This is a genomic window from Schumannella sp. 10F1B-5-1 (assembly GCF_006517535.1).
GTDB lineage: Bacteria > Actinomycetota > Actinomycetes > Actinomycetales > Microbacteriaceae > Schumannella.
In genome coordinates this window covers 377,442-391,683 of sequence record NZ_VHQH01000036.1, presented here as the reverse complement: position 1 = coordinate 391,683, position 14,242 = coordinate 377,442, and the positions used below count along the sequence as shown (strand labels likewise).

Genomic DNA, 14,242 nt, shown 5'->3' with positions numbered 1-14,242 from the left:
CCCGCGCATCCTGGGACGGAATTGTCCACAGGGGCTAGGCGCGCGACCCGGTCTCCGGCTCGTCGTGCGAGGGACCCGCACCGGTCGACTCGGCCTCGGTCGACGAGGCATCGCCGGCGGCAGCGGCTGCCTCGGCCTCGAGGCGCTCGCGGATCTCGCTGCGGTAGCGCAGGCGGCGCGTGCGGCGCACCATGTCGACGATCAGCACGATCGCGGCCAGGGCGATGCCGGCGATCGCGATGAAGCCCCAGGGTCCGGGGGTGACGAGCACGTCGGGCGGACCCGAGGGCGAGGGCGACGGCGACACGGCCGTCGCGATCCGTGCCGAAAGCACCGTGGCCACGAACACTATGGATCTTCCCCTCAAGCCGAACGAATAGCCTTGCTTCCAGCGTAGTCGGACGGAGTTGGACGTGAGCACCGAGCAGGCCCCCGCGGGCGGCACCCCGAACGCCGCCGTGCTCGAGTCGCGCTACGGCCGCGGCCCGCGCTCGCGCCGCCGCAACCTGATCATCCTGGTGTCGGGCATCGTCGCGCTCTCGGCGCTGGCCATCGTCTGGGTCGTCTGGACCGGCATCCTGGGCCCGAGCTCCGCCGTCGAGGCGACCGACCTGGGTCACGACGTCACGACGCGCGAGGCGACCGTGCGCTGGCAGCTCAGCGCCCCCGCGAACGCCGAGGTGCACTGCGCCGTCGAGGCGCAGAACGACAACCACGCGATCGTAGGCTGGAAGATCATCCCGGTGCCGGCGAGCGACCAGCAGGTGCGCACCTTCAGCACCACGATCCGCACCTCAGAGCCCGCTGTGACCGGGTTGATCAACCGCTGCTGGCTCTCTTAGACTGGCGCGATTCTGAGAGACCGGCCCGCTCGGCCGGTCTCTTGTTCTTGTGAGGGGCGATTCCGGCATCCGCCGGTCTCACCCGGTATCCCGCAGAGGAGCACCCGAATGACCGACACGGCATCGACCACCTGGCTCACCCAGGAGGCCTACGACCGTCTCTCCGCCGAGCTCGCCGAGCTGAGCGGACCCGCGCGCGCCGACATCGCCAAGAAGATCGAGGCGGCTCGCGAGGAGGGCGACCTCAAGGAGAACGGCGGCTACCACGCGGCGAAGGACGAGCAGGGCAAGATCGAGGCCCGCATCCGCTCGCTGACCGCGCTGCTGAAGGACGCGACCGTCGGCGACGCGCCCGAGAGCCACGGCGTCGTCGAGAACGGCACGGTCGTGACCGCGAAGATCGCCGGCGACGAGTCGAAGTTCCTGCTCGGCAGCCGCGAGATCGCCGACGACGGCGCCGACCTCGACGTCTACCCGCAGACCAGCGCCCTGGGCCAGGCCATCCTCGGCCTGAAGATCGGCGACAAGGCCAGCTACACCGCGCCGAACGGCCGCGAGATCAGCGTCGAGATCGTCGACGTCGAGACCTACACCGGCTGAGCGCACACACCCAGCACGACCGCTGACGGCGGCCGCCCCGACCCGGGGCGGCCGCCGTTCGGCGTTCTCGGCAGAGTGCCGCGACTACACCGTGTCGAGGTACGGCCGGTACCCGGCCTCGCGCAGATGCTGCAGCACCTGCTCCGCGTGCTCCTGCCCGCGCGTCTCCATGTGGATCTCGATCGACACCTCGCTGATCTGCAGCCCCAGCCCGTGCCGGGTGTGCAGCACCTCGACGACGTTGGCGTTCGCATCCGCGATGACGGCCGAGATGGTCGAGAGCTGCCCGGGGATGTCGGGCAGCGGGATGCGCACCTTGAGGTAGCGGGCCGAGGCCGCGAGTCCGCGGCCGATCACGCGCTCCATGACCATCGGGTCGATGTTGCCGCCGCTGAGCAGGAAGACCGTGGTGCCCTCGACGCGCAGGCTGCCGGCGAGGGCCGCGCCGACGCCGACCGCGCCGGCGGGCTCGACGACGAGCTTGGCGCGCTCCTGCAGCACGAGCAGGGCGCGGGCGGTGTCGTCGTCGTCGACCGTCACGACCGTGTCGACGGTGCGCTGCACGAGGTCGAAGTTGAGTCGGCCGGGGCGGGCGACGTGGATGCCGTCGGCGATGGTCGGCGAGGTGATGATCGTGACCGGCTCCCCCGCCGAGAGCGAGGGCGGATACGCGGCCGCGTTGGCGGCCTGCACGCCGATGATGCGCACGCGGCGGCCGATCTCGGGCTCGAGCTGCGCGAACGCCGACGCGACGCCGGCGATGAGCCCGCCGCCGCCGATCGGCACGACCACGTTCGCCACGTCGGGCACCTGCTCGAGGATCTCGAGCGCGAGCGTGCCCTGCCCGGCCACCACGTCGTGGTGGTCGAAGGGCGGGATGATGACCGCGCCCGTGCGCTCGGCGAACTCCCCCGCGGCGGCGAGGGTCTCATCCACGACCCGACCGTGAAGCACGACGTCGGCGCCGTAGCCGCGGGTCGCCTGCAGCTTGGGCAGGGCGACGCCGATCGGCATGAAGATCGTGGCCTTGATGCCGAGCTCGCGCGCGGCGAGCGCGACGCCCTGGGCATGGTTGCCGGCCGAGGCGGCGACGACGCCGCGGTCGCGCTCCTCGGGGCTCAGCTGCGAGAGGCGGTTGTAGGCGCCGCGGATCTTGTACGAGCCGGTGCGCTGCAGGCTCTCGACCTTGAGGCGCACGGGCGCGCCGAGCAGCTCTTCGAGGTAGCGCGAGCCCTGGATCGGCGTGACGTCGACGACGCCGACGAGGCGCTCGCGCGCGGCCCGGATGTCGTCGAGGGTCGGTCCGGGCAGCGGCACGCTCGGGTCGGCGGGATCGGCCGGGTCGACGGCGGCGAGGTCAGCGGACATCCGTGGTCACGTCCTCCAGGGCAGGGTGCGGGTTGCCTCGCCATTCTCCTCGGGCGACGTACCCGACCATGACATTGAGCGTGGCGATGAGCGGCACAGCGAAGAACGCGCCCGCGATGCCGGCGAGGAATCCGCCCGCGGCGACCGCCAGCACGACGGCCAGCGGGTGCACCTTGACGGCGGTCCCCATCACGAAGGGCTGCAGGATGTGGCCCTCGACCTGCTGCACGAGCAGCACGATGCCGAGCATGATCACCGCGGGGATCGGGCCGAGGAACACGAGGGCTACGAACACGGCGAGCACGCCCGACACGACCGCTCCGACGACCGGGATGAACGACCCGAGGAATACGGCGACCGCGATCGGGACGACGAGCGGGAAGCCGCCGTAGAACAGCCCGAGGATCCAGGCGCCGACGCCGATGCCGACCGCATCCACGAAGGCGACGAAGATCTGCACCTTCACGAAGCGGGTCAGCGTGAGCCAGCCTGCCTCGCCGGCGCCGACGACGGCGGTGCGCGCCTTCTTCGGGAACAGGCGCGCGATCCAGAGGAAGATGCGCTTGCCGTCGATCAGGATGAACAGGGTCGAGAAGAGCACGAGCAGGATGCCGGCGAGCACGTGCCCGGCGGTCGATCCCGCATCCAGCGCGCCCGACAGCAGCGTCGAGGAGTCGGACTGCACGCTCTTCCAGAGCTGGTCGAGGTAGTCGGCGATCTGCGCGTCGCTGAGGTTGAACGGCGGCCCGTGCAGCCACGACGTCAGTGCGTCGTACTGCTCGACCGTGCGCTTCGCGAGCGCCGGATAGCCCGAGCGCACCTGCGAGACGACGAGCGTGATGAGCCCGACGACGATGCCGATCACGCCGATCTCGCTCACGGCGACGGTGAGCCACTTCGGCCAGCCGTGCCGCTGCAGCCACTGCGAGAAGGGCACGAGCAGCGCCGCGAGGATGATCGCGACGAACAGCGGCACCACGATGAGACGCAGCTGCACGACCAGGAAGCCGACGAGCGCGAGCGCCGCCGCGACCACCAGGAGGCGCCACGACCAGGCCGCGGCGATCCGCATACCCGGGCTCACGGAGTCGAGCGTCTCCCGGGTCAGGGCGTCGTTCTTGCGTTCATCGCGCGAGCGGAATACGGGCATGCGCCGAGTCTAGGACCGGCCTCGGGCGGCACCCCGACCGCGTGCCGGGGCCTCCCGGCGGGCTCGGTGCGGGTGCCCGGCGCGCATCCAGATTCAGGTGAATGCGCGCCGCGCCGGCGCCGCCGCGATCGAGACGCCGCCCGGACTCCCGGCGAGCGACTCAGCCGCGCGCCGAGACGCTGACCGGGCGCGGCTCGAGCACGAGGTGCACGGCCTCCCCCGGCTGCGGCGCGTGCGCGACCTCGTGCTGCACCTGCACGAGCGTGCCATCGTCGAGGCGCAGCTGCGTGCGGCGCAGCGAGCCGAGGAAGCTCGACACGACGACCGTGGCCGGGATGCCGGATTCGGCGAAGCGGATGTCCTCCGGCCGCACGAAGGCGGTCACCGGCCCGTCGGCGGGCCCGGTGCCGAGCAGCGGCAGCTCGATTCCCAGCAGACGCACGACGCCGTCGGCGAGCTCGGCGTCGATCGGGTTGCTCAGACCCACGAAGGTCGCGACGAACGAGGTCGCCGGGCGCGTGTAGAGGTCTTCGGGGCTGCCGATCTGCTCGATGTTCCCCTCGCGCATGACGGCGACCCGGTCGGCGACGGCGAGCGCCTCCTCCTGGTCGTGCGTCACGAACAGGGTCGTGATGCCGAGCTCGGTCTGGATGCGGCGGATCTCGTCGCGCAGCTGCACCCGCACCTTGGCATCCAGCGCCGACAGCGGCTCGTCGAGCAGCAGCACGCGCGGCCGCGTGACGAGCGCGCGGGCCAAAGCGACGCGCTGCTGCTGGCCGCCCGACATCTGGTGCGCGAAGCGCTCGCCCAGGTGCCCGAGGCCGACCATGTCGAGCGCCTCGGCCGCGCGGCGGCGTCGCTCGGCCGACGCGACCTTGCGCATCCGGAGCCCGTATTCGACGTTCTGCTGGGCCGTCATGTGCGGGAAGAGCGAGTAGGCCTGGAACACCATGCCGATGTCGCGCTTGTTGACCGGGGTGCCGGCGACATCCACGCCGTCGATCAGGATGCGGCCCTCGGTGATGCTCTCGAGGCCCGAGAGCGCGCGCAGCACGGTGGTCTTGCCGCAGCCGCTCGGGCCGAGCAGGGCGATGAACTCCCCCGGCTCCATCGTGAGGTTGACGCCCGTGAGCGCCCGGTGGCCGGAGTAGTCCTTGACGACACCGCGCAGCTCGACCGTCGCGCCGCTGCCGGCGGCGATCGTGGTCTCGGTGGCAGGGGTGCCGGTCTCGATGGTCATGCGGTCCTCCGGGTTCGGCGTTCGCGTCGGGTGCCGACCGCGCCGACGCGGCCGATGACGAGCAGGAGCACGAATCCGAACAGCAGCGCCAGCACGGCGAAGATGACGGAGACGTAGGAGTCGGTGTGGTTGATGAGCACCAGCGCGGTCTGGAAGGTGTTCTGGCTGAGGAAGGCGGCGATCGTGTACTCGCCCAGCACGACCGCGATCGTGATGAAGCAGCTCGAGAGGATGCCGCGGCGCAGGTTCGGCAGGATCACCGTCAGCAGGGTGCGGCCCCAGCCGGCGCCGAGCGAGCGACTGGCCTCGCTGAGCACGGTCATCTCGACGCCCGCCATGTTCGCCGCGATCGGGCGGTAGGCGTAGGGCAGCACGATGATGCCGGCGGCGAAGGCGATCGTCCACGGCACGCTGCCGAAGATCTGCGCGACCACCGAATAGACGGGCACGTAGCCGACGACCAGCACGATCGCGGGGATCGTGATCGGGATGATGCAGACGAACTCGAGCACGCGCCGCAGGCGCGGGTAGCGCAGCTCGACCAGGATCATGACCGGCAGCAGCAGCACGAGCACGATCACGACCGTCAGCACGCAGATCAGCAGCGAGTTGCCGATGCCCTCGAAGAGGTCCTGGTACTTGAACGAGTTGGCCGGGTCGAAGATGCCCTGCCAGTGCTGGAGTCCGTAGTTCTGCACCCCGTCGATGCGCTGGCCCTGGCGGAACGAGAACTCGAGCATCGCCACGATCGGCAGCAGGAACAGCACGGCGGCGAGCACGAGGATGACCACGCTCGTCGCGCGGGCCGGCTCGGCGGAGAAGCGGGGGGCGCTCATCGGCGGCTTCCGGTCTGCCAGCGTCCGGTGCGGCGCTGCAGGGCGGCGTAGGCCGTCATCAGCACGACCATGACGATCACCATGACCAGCGCGAGCACGCCGGCGACGTTCGAGACGCCGAGCACGGTCTCGCTCGTGAGCTGCTGGCGGATCGCGAGCGGCACGATGCCGCCCTGCGAGACCAGCGCCGCGGCGGTCGCATACGACGAGAAGGAGTTGGCGAACAGCAGGATGAGGCTGCCGAGGAAGGCGGGCAGCAGCACGGGTCCGCCGATGCGCAGCCAGTACTGCAGGCGCGTGCCGCCGAGGGTGGCGTTCGCCTCGGCCCAGGTGGACTTGAGCCCCTGCAGCGCGGGCAGGAACGTCAGCACCATGAGCGGGATCTGGAAGTAGAGGTAGACGACCACGAGGCCGGGGATCTGGTAGATCATCACGCCCGATCCGTTGAAGGTGTTGAGCGGGTTCTCGACCCAGCCCCACTCCTTGAGCATCGTCGTGATGAGGCCGTTCGCGCCGATCGTGGCGATGAAGGCGAAGGCGAGCATGACCCCGCCGAACTGCGCCAGCACGCTCGACGCCGAGTCGACGACCGAGCGCACCGCGCCGTCGGGCTTCATGCCGAGCAGCGCGTAGCAGATGAGCGCGCCGACGATGCCGCCGATGACGGCGGTGAGGGCCGAGATCCAGATGGATGCCCACAGCCCCTGCAAGATGTTCGGGTTCGCGAGCGCGGCGAAGTTGCCGAGCGTGAAGCGGCCCTCGCCGTCGGCGAAGCCGCTCGTGACGGCGAGGATCGCCGGGACGGCGAGGAACAGCAGCACGTAGACGCCGAAGGGCGCGAGGCCCAGCCACGCCGGGCCGCGGCGCCGGAGGCGGGTGCCTTCGACGCCGCGGTCGGTCACGGCCGGAGCGGTCTGCTCAGCCAGTGCGGTCATGCGCGGGATGCGATCGGATCGATCAGGAGATCGCCGCGGCCCAGCCGGCCGCGAGCGCCTCGCCGGCCGTGGTGGCCTGCTCGGCGGTCAGCTGCACCAGGTCGGCGGGCTGGCCGCCGGCCGCCTTCAGCGCATCCTCGTCGACCGTGCCGGCCGCGACCATCGCGTCGAGGGTCGACGGGAAGGCGCCGGCCTGCAGGTAGAGGTTCTGCACCTCGGGCGAGTAGATCCACTCCTGCCACAGGCGCGCGGCCGCCGGGTGCGGCGCGTCGGCGCTGATGGCCTGGTTGTAGTAGCTGCCGAGCGCGGCGCCCTTCAGCACGACGGTCTTGTAGTTCTCGTTGTTCTCGCCGCCCCATGCGAGGTTGTTGTAGCTCCACTGCAGGATGACCGGGGTCTCACCCGAGGCCACGGTGGCCTGCGTCGGGGTCACGGCCTGGAAGTTGCCGGCCTTCTTGAGGTCGGCGAACCAGTCGATGCCCTTGCTGATGTCGTCGGCCGAGCCGCCCTTCTGCAGTGCGGCCCAGTAGACGGCGCTCGCGGCCTGGTTGGCCTGGGTCGGGTCGCCGACGATCGCGACCTTGCCCTTGTAGTCGCTGCCGAGCAGATCGTCGATCTTGGTCGGCGCCTTCTTGATGACCGAGCTGTCGTAGCCGATCGACATCACGCCGGTGTAGTCGTAGTACCAGCGGCCCTCGGCGTCCTTGTAGTCGTCGGGGATGTCATCCCAGTTGTCGACCTTGTACGAGGCGAGCAGGTCGATGTTGCCGGCCTCCTCGAGCACCGCGGTGCCCACGTCGAGAACGTCGGGGGCGGTCGACTGGCCCTTCTGGGCCTTGACCGCGGCGAACTCCTCGGCGCTCGAGCCATCGGGATTGGCCGAGTTGACCTTGATGCCGTACTTCTTCTCGAAGCCCTCGATGATCTTGCCGTAATTGGCCCAGCTCGGCGGCAGGGCGATGACGTTGAGCTCGCCCTCGGCCTTGGCGGCCTTGACGAGGGCGTCCATGCCGCCGAAGTCCTCGGCGCTGGTCGCCGTGGCGGCGTCCTCCTTGCTGATTCCGGCGGCGTCGGCGGTGTTCGTGCCAGTGGAGCACGCGGCGAGCGAGACGGCGACGACCGCGGCGAGCGCGACACCGGTCAGAGAGCGGATCTTCATCCTCGGGTTTCCCTTTCGTGCCTCCGGCCGCCTCGCTGTGGGTAGGCGGTCGCCGGGGGTGACGGAGGAAGGATGGCGGGGCCGGGTGTCGCGGGCAGGGCGCGTGGGTGAACGGCGGGTGACGCGGGGATGCGGGGTCGGGCGGGGTCGGGCGGGGGCGGCCGTCGCCCGTGTCGGCGGTGCTCACTAGGGTCGGAGTCGATGGTCGACGAGATCTCTCCCGCGCTCGCGCGCCGCATCGCCCTGGCCGCCCAGGGCTTCGGTCGTCCGCGCCCCGACACGGTCGGCACCCGGCAGCTCAACGGCGTGATCGATCGGCTCGGGCTGCTGCAGCTCGACTCGGTCAACGTCTACGAGCGCAGCCACTACCTGCCGGTCTTCGCCCGGCTCGGCGGCTACGACAAGGCGCTGCTCGACCGGCTCACGTTCCGTCCGGGCGGCCCGAAGGCGCAGTACTTCGAGTACTGGGCACACGAGGCCGCGCTGCTGCCGATCGGCGCGCTGCCGCTCATCCAGTGGCGCATGCAGGAGTACCGCGAGCGCTCGCACCGCGCCTCCGACAGCTGGGCGCGCGAGAACACGGCCATGCTCGACTTCATCCGCGCCGAGCTGGCCGAGAAGGGTCCGCTCGCGGCGAGCGAGATCGAGCACGACGCCAACAAGCGCAACGGCCCCTGGTGGGGCTGGTCGGATGTGAAGACGGCGCTCGAGATCCTGTTCCGCTGGGGCGAGGTCTTCTCGGCCGGGCGCACCCGCTTCGAGCGCCGCTACGGCCTGCCCGAGCAGGTGCTGCCGGCCGGGGCCCTGGATGCGCCGCTCCCCCGCGACGAGGCGGTGCGCGAGCTCGTGCGCCGCTCGCTGGTCGCGCACGGCATCGGCACTCCGAAGGACATCGCCGACTACTACCGCCTGAAGGTCGAGCCGACGAAGCAGGCGCTGCGCGAGCTGGCGGATGCCGGGCTCGCCACGCCGGTCGCGGTGCCGGGCTGGTCGAAGCAGGCCTGGCTCGACCCGACCGCCCGCAAGCCGCGGCGCGTCGAGACGGTCGCGTTGCTGTCGCCCTTCGACCCCGTGGTGTGGGAGCGGGCGCGCACCGAGAAGCTGTTCGGCTTCCACTACCGCATCGAGATCTACACGCCCGCACCGCAGCGGCGCTTCGGCTACTACACGCTGCCGCTGCTCGTCGACGAGCAGATCGCCGGGCGCATCGACCTCAAGAGCGACCGGGCGCGCGGGGTGCTGCGGGTGCAGTCGGCGTGGACCGAGCCGGGCGCTCCGGCCGAGGTGGAGCAGCGCATCCAGCCCCTGCTGCAGCAGATCGCCGCGTGGCAGGGCCTCGACGCCGGCATCGAGGTGGCCGACTGGGGCGACCTCGCGCCGCGGGTCGCCGGCGCGCTGGGCGTGCCCCTGCTGCCGCGCGGCTGACGCCCACGCGGGAAGCCTCAGAACTTCGTCGAGTTCTCCAGGAGCCGCTGGATGCGGTCGGCGATCGGCGGGTGCGTCGAGAACAGGCGCGCCATCATGCCCGGCTTGTTCGGGTCGCTGATCCACAGGTGCGACAGGCTCGTGTTGGTGCGCTGCACCGGCCGGCCGTACTCCTGCAGCTTGTTCAGCGCGCTGGCGAGCGCCTGCGGGTGCCGCGTCGTGAGCGCGCCCGTCGCATCCGCCAGGTACTCGCGCTGACGCGACACGGCCGCCTGCACGACGCCGGCGACGAGCGGGGCGAGCACGGCCGCCGCGATGCCGATCACGAGGAACACGATCGCCGCCGGGCCGCCGCCGTTGCTGTCGCTGCGGTTGCGGCCGCCGCCGGTGAAGAACATCATGCGCAGCAGGATGTCGGCGATCAGTCCGACCGCGACGACGAGCCCGAAGACGACGAGCGAGACGCGGATGTCGTAGTTCTTGACGTGGCCGAGCTCATGGGCCATCACACCCTCGAGCTCGGCGTCGTCCATGATCGCGAGCAGCCCGGTGGTCGCGGCGACGATGGCGTGCTCGGGGTCGCGGCCGGTCGCGAAGGCGTTCGGGGCCGCATCCTCGATCACGTAGACCTTGGGCATCGGCAGGCCCTCGGTGATCGCGAGGTTCTCGACCGTGCGATAGAGCCGGTCGAGGTTCGGGTGCATGCCCTTCTGCACCTCGATCGCGCCGGTCATCGCGATCGTCTCGCGGCCGGCCATGTAGTACTGGAACAGCGCGTAGCCGGCGGCGATCACGAACACGACGATCGTGATGGTCCAGCTGCCCTGCAGGTAGCCCCACAGGGCTCCGAGCGCGCCGATGATGATCAGGAACAGCACGATGATCAGCACGGTGTTGCGCTTGTTCTTCGCGATCGCGCTGTACATGGGGTGATTATCCGCCCGGATGGGTGAAGGAAGTCTGGATGGTGCTCATGCGGTCGCTGGATGCGGCCCGAATGCGCGAAGCGGACGCCGGCATCCCGACATCCGCTTCGGCGAAGAGGTGGATCGCGTCAGAACTGAACGCGCGGCGGCTCGGCGATCGCGGCCGGCTCGTCGACCTCGAAGAAGTCGCGCTCGGTGAAGCCGAGACGGCGGGCGAACAGCGTGTTCGGGAAGATCTTGATCTTCGTGTTCAGCTCGCGCACCCCGCCGTTGTAGAAGCGGCGCGCGGCCTGGATCTTGTCCTCGGTGTCGACCAGCTCGGCCTGCAGCTGCAGGAAGTTCTGGTTCGCCTGCAGCTGCGGGTACGCCTCCGCCACGGCGAAGATCGACTTCAGTGCCGACTGCATGTGGTTCTCGGCGACCGAGGCCTCGGCGGGGGTCGAGGCGCTCACGGTCTCGGAGCGCGCCTTCGTGACGTTCTCGAAGACGCCCTTCTCGTGCGCCGCGTAGCCCTTGACCGTCTCGATCAGGTTCGGGATGAGGTCGGCACGGCGCTTCAGCTGCACCGTGATGTCGCTCCAGGCCTCATCCACCCGCACGTTGAGCGTGACCAGGGCGTTGTAGGTGCTCCAGAGGTAGACCCCGATGATGATCGCGAGGACGACGATGATGGCGACGGGGATGATCCACTCCATGCGGTCATTCTACGAGTCCCGCTCGCGGTTGGACCCGCGGGTTCTCCCGGGTTGCCGGGAACGGGCTGTGCGCGGTGGGCTGCCGGCCGGTCAGGCGTGCAGCGGCGCGCGGGCGTAGCGGGCGATCGACTCGGCCGCCAGGTCGAGGGCGCGCTCGGCGGCCGCGTCGTCGCGATCGACGAGCCAGGCCAGCGTGACGCCGTCGGTCAGGGCGAGGGCGAAGCGCGCCAGCTCGTCGGTGTCGAGCTCCCAGTGGATGCCCGCCCGCCGCGCTACGATCGACAGGAGCTCGCGCATGACCTCCCGATAGCGGCGGTACTGCGTGCGCGGCAGCTCGGCGAGATCGTCTCGGCGGAGTCCGAGCAGGGTCGCCTCGAGCATGGTCTGCTCGCTGCCGGGATGCTGCTGCACCAGGGCGAGGTAGGCGCGCAGCGCATCCCGGATGATCGCGACCGTGTCGGTCTCGGCCGTCATGAGAGCCCACAGCGCCGCGTCGCCCTCGCCCGCGACGACCAGCTCGACCACGTCGGAGAGCAGGTCGTCGAGTCCGTCGAAGGAGCGCCGCACGGTGCTCGACGAGACCCCGGCCTCGGCCGCGACCGAGCGCACGGTGGTGCCGGACAGGCCGTCGCGCTCCATCACGCGCAGCGCGGCCTGAACCAGGTGCACGCGCCGGGAGGGGGTGCCGATGACGGTCATGACGACTCCACGCAGTCGGGGATTCCTCCACTTTGCACCGTCACGATCACCTGAGCAAGACCCCGATTCGGCGCGCCTGGCTTGATTCCCGGCGCGTCGCAGGTTGTCATGGGTGCAGGTGAACGTGCGCGGGGAGACCACGAGAGCCTCGAGCCCGCGCGGTTCGGGGCGGTTCGACGATCCCGATCGACGCTCGATCGCCCGCATCGCGGCCGTGCTCTCGGCCGTCGCGGCGCTGCTCGCGGCCGTCGCGCTCGCCCTGCCGTCGCCCGCGCAGGCGGACGAGAGCGCGGCATCCCCGGCGCTCGTGCCTGCCGCCGCGGCCGCCGACGACACCTTCCGCGTCACCTCGCATCGCGACGACGAGTTCGTCTCCGGATCCCGCGCCGAGCTGCAGGGATCCGGGACGCCCGGCGCGACGGTGCAGGTGACCGGCAACGGCATCGCGAGCTGCACGACGACGGTCGGCTCCGACGGCCGCTGGGACTGCGCGATCGACCTGCCGAACGGCCGCACCCAGCTGACGCTGACCTCGACCCCGGCCGCCGACGCCTCCGCATCCCCGTCGCCGTCGCCGTCGGGAGGCCCGTCGGCATCCCCGTCGCCCGTGCCGACCACGATCTCGCTGACGCTGCGTGCACTCAGCGCGCCGAGCATCACGGGCGCGGGCACGATCTACTCCACCGGCATCATCACCGGCACCGGCTACCCGCGCGCCGGCGTCTCGGTGACGACGACGCCCGAGGGCGGCGGGGCCGCGGTCACGGCGACCTGCCCCGCCGTCGCGGTCGACGGCTCGTGGAGCTGTCCGATCTCGACCGGCCCCGGCCGCTATTCGGTGACGGCGCGCCAGTTCTCGCCCGATGCGCCCGGCGAGATCTCGCCGGCGAGCGCCGCCCGCACGCTCGTGATCGACCAGGATGCGCCGGCCGCGCCCGTGATCGACTCCCCTGCCGACGGCAGCCGCATCTCGGGCGCGACGACCTTCACCGGTCGCGGCGAGACCGATGCCTCGGTCGACGTCTTCGCCGAGGGCGACCTGCTCTGCTCGGCGCAGGTTAGCGCCGGCGCCTGGAGCTGCGTCGCCCAGATCACCGGGTCGGGGCGCCACGTCGTGCAGGCGATGCAGCGGGATGTCGCCGGCAACTACTCCGCGCCGAGTGCGGTGCTGCGGCTGATTTTCGGCGGCACATCCACGTCGCCCTCGCCGTCCCCGTCGCCCAGCTCGCCGACGAGCCCGACGCCCGGAGCGCCCAGCGACCCGAGCTCGCCGACCCCGCCCGGCACGACGCCGCCGTCGACGCCCGACGGCTCGGGCGGCTCGGGGTCGGCGCCGCAGGGCGACGGCGGTCTCGGCGGAGGCTGGGCCGACCCGACCCGCTTCGGCAGCGCCCTGCCCACCCTGACCTCGGCGCTCGGAGGCGGCGGATGGCTCAGCGGGCTGCTGCTCGCGGCCGCGTTCGTGCTGCTCGTGGCGCTGCCGCTGCGTCTGCTGGTCGCCGCCGCAGGGCCGCGCCTGCGCGTGCAGCTGCCGAAGCTGTTCGGCCGCAACCAGCGCGGCGGCGGTCGCGCTTTCGGCTCGCTCGCGTCGGGCACCCCGTCGTCGGACGAGGACGACGACGCCTCCCCGGCCTGGCGTCGGTGGCGGCCCTGGGTCGTGCTCGGCGCCCTGCTGCTCGCTGCCACGCTGATCACGGCGCTCGCGATCGGAGTGCAAGATCAGCAGCGCTACGCCCGCATGCTCGTGGCGATCGCGATCGGCGTCACCGCCGTCAACGGCGTCGGCGTGGTGGTCGCGAGCGCGCTCGTCGCCCGCGCCGCGGGGGTGCGTCGCGTGCTGCGTCTCGTGCCCGTGTTCCTGCTGGTCGGGATGCTCGGCGCCCTCGTCTCGCGCTGGCTCGGTCTCGAGCCGCCGCTCGTCGTGGGCGTGGTGCTCGCCGTCGCGGCGGTCGGCGCCGTCGGCGACCGGGCGGGAGCGCTCATCCACCTCGCTCAGATCGGCTCGATCGCGGCGCTCGCGGTCGTCGCCTGGGTCGTGCACGACGCGACCGGCGGGGCGGGCGGGATGCTCGGCTCGGGTCTGTCGGAGGTGCTCACCGCGATCACGGTCTCGGGTCTCGGCTCCGCCGTGCTGCTGCTCGTGCCGGTCGGCTCGCTGCCGGGCCGGGCGATCTTCGACTGGTCGCCGCTCGTGTGGGTCGGCGTCGCGCTCGTCGCGGTGCTGCTCGCGGCGCTCGCGCTGGCATCCGGATCGGGCTTCCCGATGCTCGGCACGATGCTCGCGGCGTTCGTCGTCGGCGCGGTGTGCCTCGGCGGCTGGGCGTGGATCCGCTGGGTCGAACCCGCGCTCGCCGCGCGCTGATACTT

The 14,242-nt window shown here is 71.3% G+C and carries 14 protein-coding genes; 4 read left to right on the top strand and 10 right to left on the bottom strand.

The features are described from left to right. Positions 1–34: 34 nt before the first annotated feature. A complete protein-coding gene (locus tag FJ658_RS07450; RefSeq protein ID WP_181408370.1) occupies positions 35–343 on the bottom strand; it encodes a hypothetical protein in 309 nt (102 codons plus the stop codon). 70 nt (positions 344–413) lie between these two features. Here FJ658_RS07450 and FJ658_RS07445 point away from each other — a divergent pair, with 70 nt between their 5' ends. Both FJ658_RS07445 and greA read left to right on the top strand, forming a co-directional pair. After that, positions 414–842: a DUF4307 domain-containing protein gene (locus FJ658_RS07445; protein WP_181408369.1), complete on the top strand. Its 429-nt coding sequence runs from the start codon at positions 414–416 to the stop codon at positions 840–842. A gap of 108 nt (positions 843–950) precedes the next feature. Beyond that, entirely contained in the window at positions 951–1,442 is a 492-nt protein-coding gene (gene greA, locus FJ658_RS07440; protein ID WP_141144722.1) for a transcription elongation factor GreA, read from the top strand. Between the two features lie 84 nt (positions 1,443–1,526). Here greA and ilvA read toward each other — a convergent pair whose 3' ends face one another. The 6 genes from ilvA to FJ658_RS07410 all read right to left on the bottom strand — a co-directional run bounded on the left by ilvA (position 1,527) and on the right by FJ658_RS07410 (position 8,130). Continuing rightward, complete coding sequence (ilvA, locus tag FJ658_RS07435) at positions 1,527–2,810, bottom strand: threonine ammonia-lyase (protein WP_141144721.1); 1,284 nt, start codon at positions 2,808–2,810, stop codon at positions 1,527–1,529. Continuing rightward, positions 2,800–3,960, bottom strand: coding sequence for an AI-2E family transporter (locus tag FJ658_RS07430; protein WP_141144720.1), 1,161 nt, complete (start codon positions 3,958–3,960; stop codon positions 2,800–2,802). Before FJ658_RS07430 ends, ilvA begins: the two co-directional genes overlap by 11 nt. A 160-nt stretch (positions 3,961–4,120) precedes the next feature. Next, entirely contained in the window at positions 4,121–5,200 is a 1,080-nt protein-coding gene (locus tag FJ658_RS07425; RefSeq protein WP_141144719.1) for an ABC transporter ATP-binding protein, read from the bottom strand. Then, positions 5,197–6,036: an ABC transporter permease gene (locus FJ658_RS07420; RefSeq protein WP_141144718.1), complete on the bottom strand. Its 840-nt coding sequence runs from the start codon at positions 6,034–6,036 to the stop codon at positions 5,197–5,199. Before FJ658_RS07420 ends, FJ658_RS07425 begins: the two co-directional genes overlap by 4 nt. Beyond that, positions 6,033–6,971 (bottom strand): ABC transporter permease subunit, encoded by a 939-nt coding sequence (locus tag FJ658_RS07415; RefSeq protein WP_181408368.1) that lies wholly within the window; start codon positions 6,969–6,971, stop codon positions 6,033–6,035. Before FJ658_RS07415 ends, FJ658_RS07420 begins: the two co-directional genes overlap by 4 nt. A gap of 22 nt (positions 6,972–6,993) precedes the next feature. Continuing rightward, positions 6,994–8,130 carry an ABC transporter substrate-binding protein gene (locus FJ658_RS07410; protein WP_141144717.1) on the bottom strand — a complete coding sequence of 379 codons (1,137 nt, stop codon included), beginning with the start codon at positions 8,128–8,130 and terminating at the stop codon, positions 6,994–6,996. Between the two features lie 201 nt (positions 8,131–8,331). Between FJ658_RS07410 and FJ658_RS07405 the strand changes: the two genes are divergently transcribed. Further along, a complete protein-coding gene (locus FJ658_RS07405) occupies positions 8,332–9,555 on the top strand; it encodes a winged helix-turn-helix domain-containing protein (protein WP_141144716.1) in 1,224 nt (407 codons plus the stop codon). 17 nt (positions 9,556–9,572) lie between these two features. Here FJ658_RS07405 and FJ658_RS07400 read toward each other — a convergent pair whose 3' ends face one another. From FJ658_RS07400 to FJ658_RS07390, 3 genes are all read right to left on the bottom strand, one after another. Further along, entirely contained in the window at positions 9,573–10,481 is a 909-nt protein-coding gene (locus tag FJ658_RS07400) for a M48 family metalloprotease (RefSeq protein WP_141144715.1), read from the bottom strand. A 128-nt stretch (positions 10,482–10,609) separates the two neighbouring features. Then, positions 10,610–11,176: a LemA family protein gene (locus tag FJ658_RS07395; RefSeq protein ID WP_141144714.1), complete on the bottom strand. Its 567-nt coding sequence runs from the start codon at positions 11,174–11,176 to the stop codon at positions 10,610–10,612. Positions 11,177–11,266: 90 nt separating this feature from the next. Continuing rightward, complete coding sequence (locus FJ658_RS07390) at positions 11,267–11,875, bottom strand: TetR/AcrR family transcriptional regulator (protein ID WP_181408367.1); 609 nt, start codon at positions 11,873–11,875, stop codon at positions 11,267–11,269. A gap of 112 nt (positions 11,876–11,987) precedes the next feature. Between FJ658_RS07390 and FJ658_RS07385 the strand changes: the two genes are divergently transcribed. Next, entirely contained in the window at positions 11,988–14,237 is a 2,250-nt protein-coding gene (locus tag FJ658_RS07385; protein ID WP_181408366.1) for a hypothetical protein, read from the top strand. Positions 14,238–14,242: the final 5 nt, after the last annotated feature.

What these genes read in the sequence shown, in the direction of transcription:
- FJ658_RS07405 (WP_141144716.1), top strand. Translation starts at nt 8,332, where the DNA reads ATGGTCGACGAGATCTCTCCCGCGCTCGCGCGCCGCATCGCCCTGGCC.
- FJ658_RS07430 (WP_141144720.1), bottom strand. Translation starts at nt 3,960, where the DNA reads ATGCCCGTATTCCGCTCGCGCGATGAACGCAAGAACGACGCCCTGACC.
- FJ658_RS07400 (WP_141144715.1), bottom strand. Translation starts at nt 10,481, where the DNA reads ATGTACAGCGCGATCGCGAAGAACAAGCGCAACACCGTGCTGATCATC.
- ilvA (WP_141144721.1), bottom strand. Translation starts at nt 2,810, where the DNA reads ATGTCCGCTGACCTCGCCGCCGTCGACCCGGCCGATCCCGCCGACCCG.
- FJ658_RS07420 (WP_141144718.1), bottom strand. Translation starts at nt 6,036, where the DNA reads ATGAGCGCCCCCCGCTTCTCCGCCGAGCCGGCCCGCGCGACGAGCGTG.
- FJ658_RS07395 (WP_141144714.1), bottom strand. Translation starts at nt 11,176, where the DNA reads ATGGAGTGGATCATCCCCGTCGCCATCATCGTCGTCCTCGCGATCATC.
- greA (WP_141144722.1), top strand. Translation starts at nt 951, where the DNA reads ATGACCGACACGGCATCGACCACCTGGCTCACCCAGGAGGCCTACGAC.
- FJ658_RS07390 (WP_181408367.1), bottom strand. Translation starts at nt 11,875, where the DNA reads ATGACCGTCATCGGCACCCCCTCCCGGCGCGTGCACCTGGTTCAGGCC.
- FJ658_RS07410 (WP_141144717.1), bottom strand. Translation starts at nt 8,130, where the DNA reads ATGAAGATCCGCTCTCTGACCGGTGTCGCGCTCGCCGCGGTCGTCGCC.
- FJ658_RS07415 (WP_181408368.1), bottom strand. Translation starts at nt 6,971, where the DNA reads ATGACCGCACTGGCTGAGCAGACCGCTCCGGCCGTGACCGACCGCGGC.
- FJ658_RS07425 (WP_141144719.1), bottom strand. Translation starts at nt 5,200, where the DNA reads ATGACCATCGAGACCGGCACCCCTGCCACCGAGACCACGATCGCCGCC.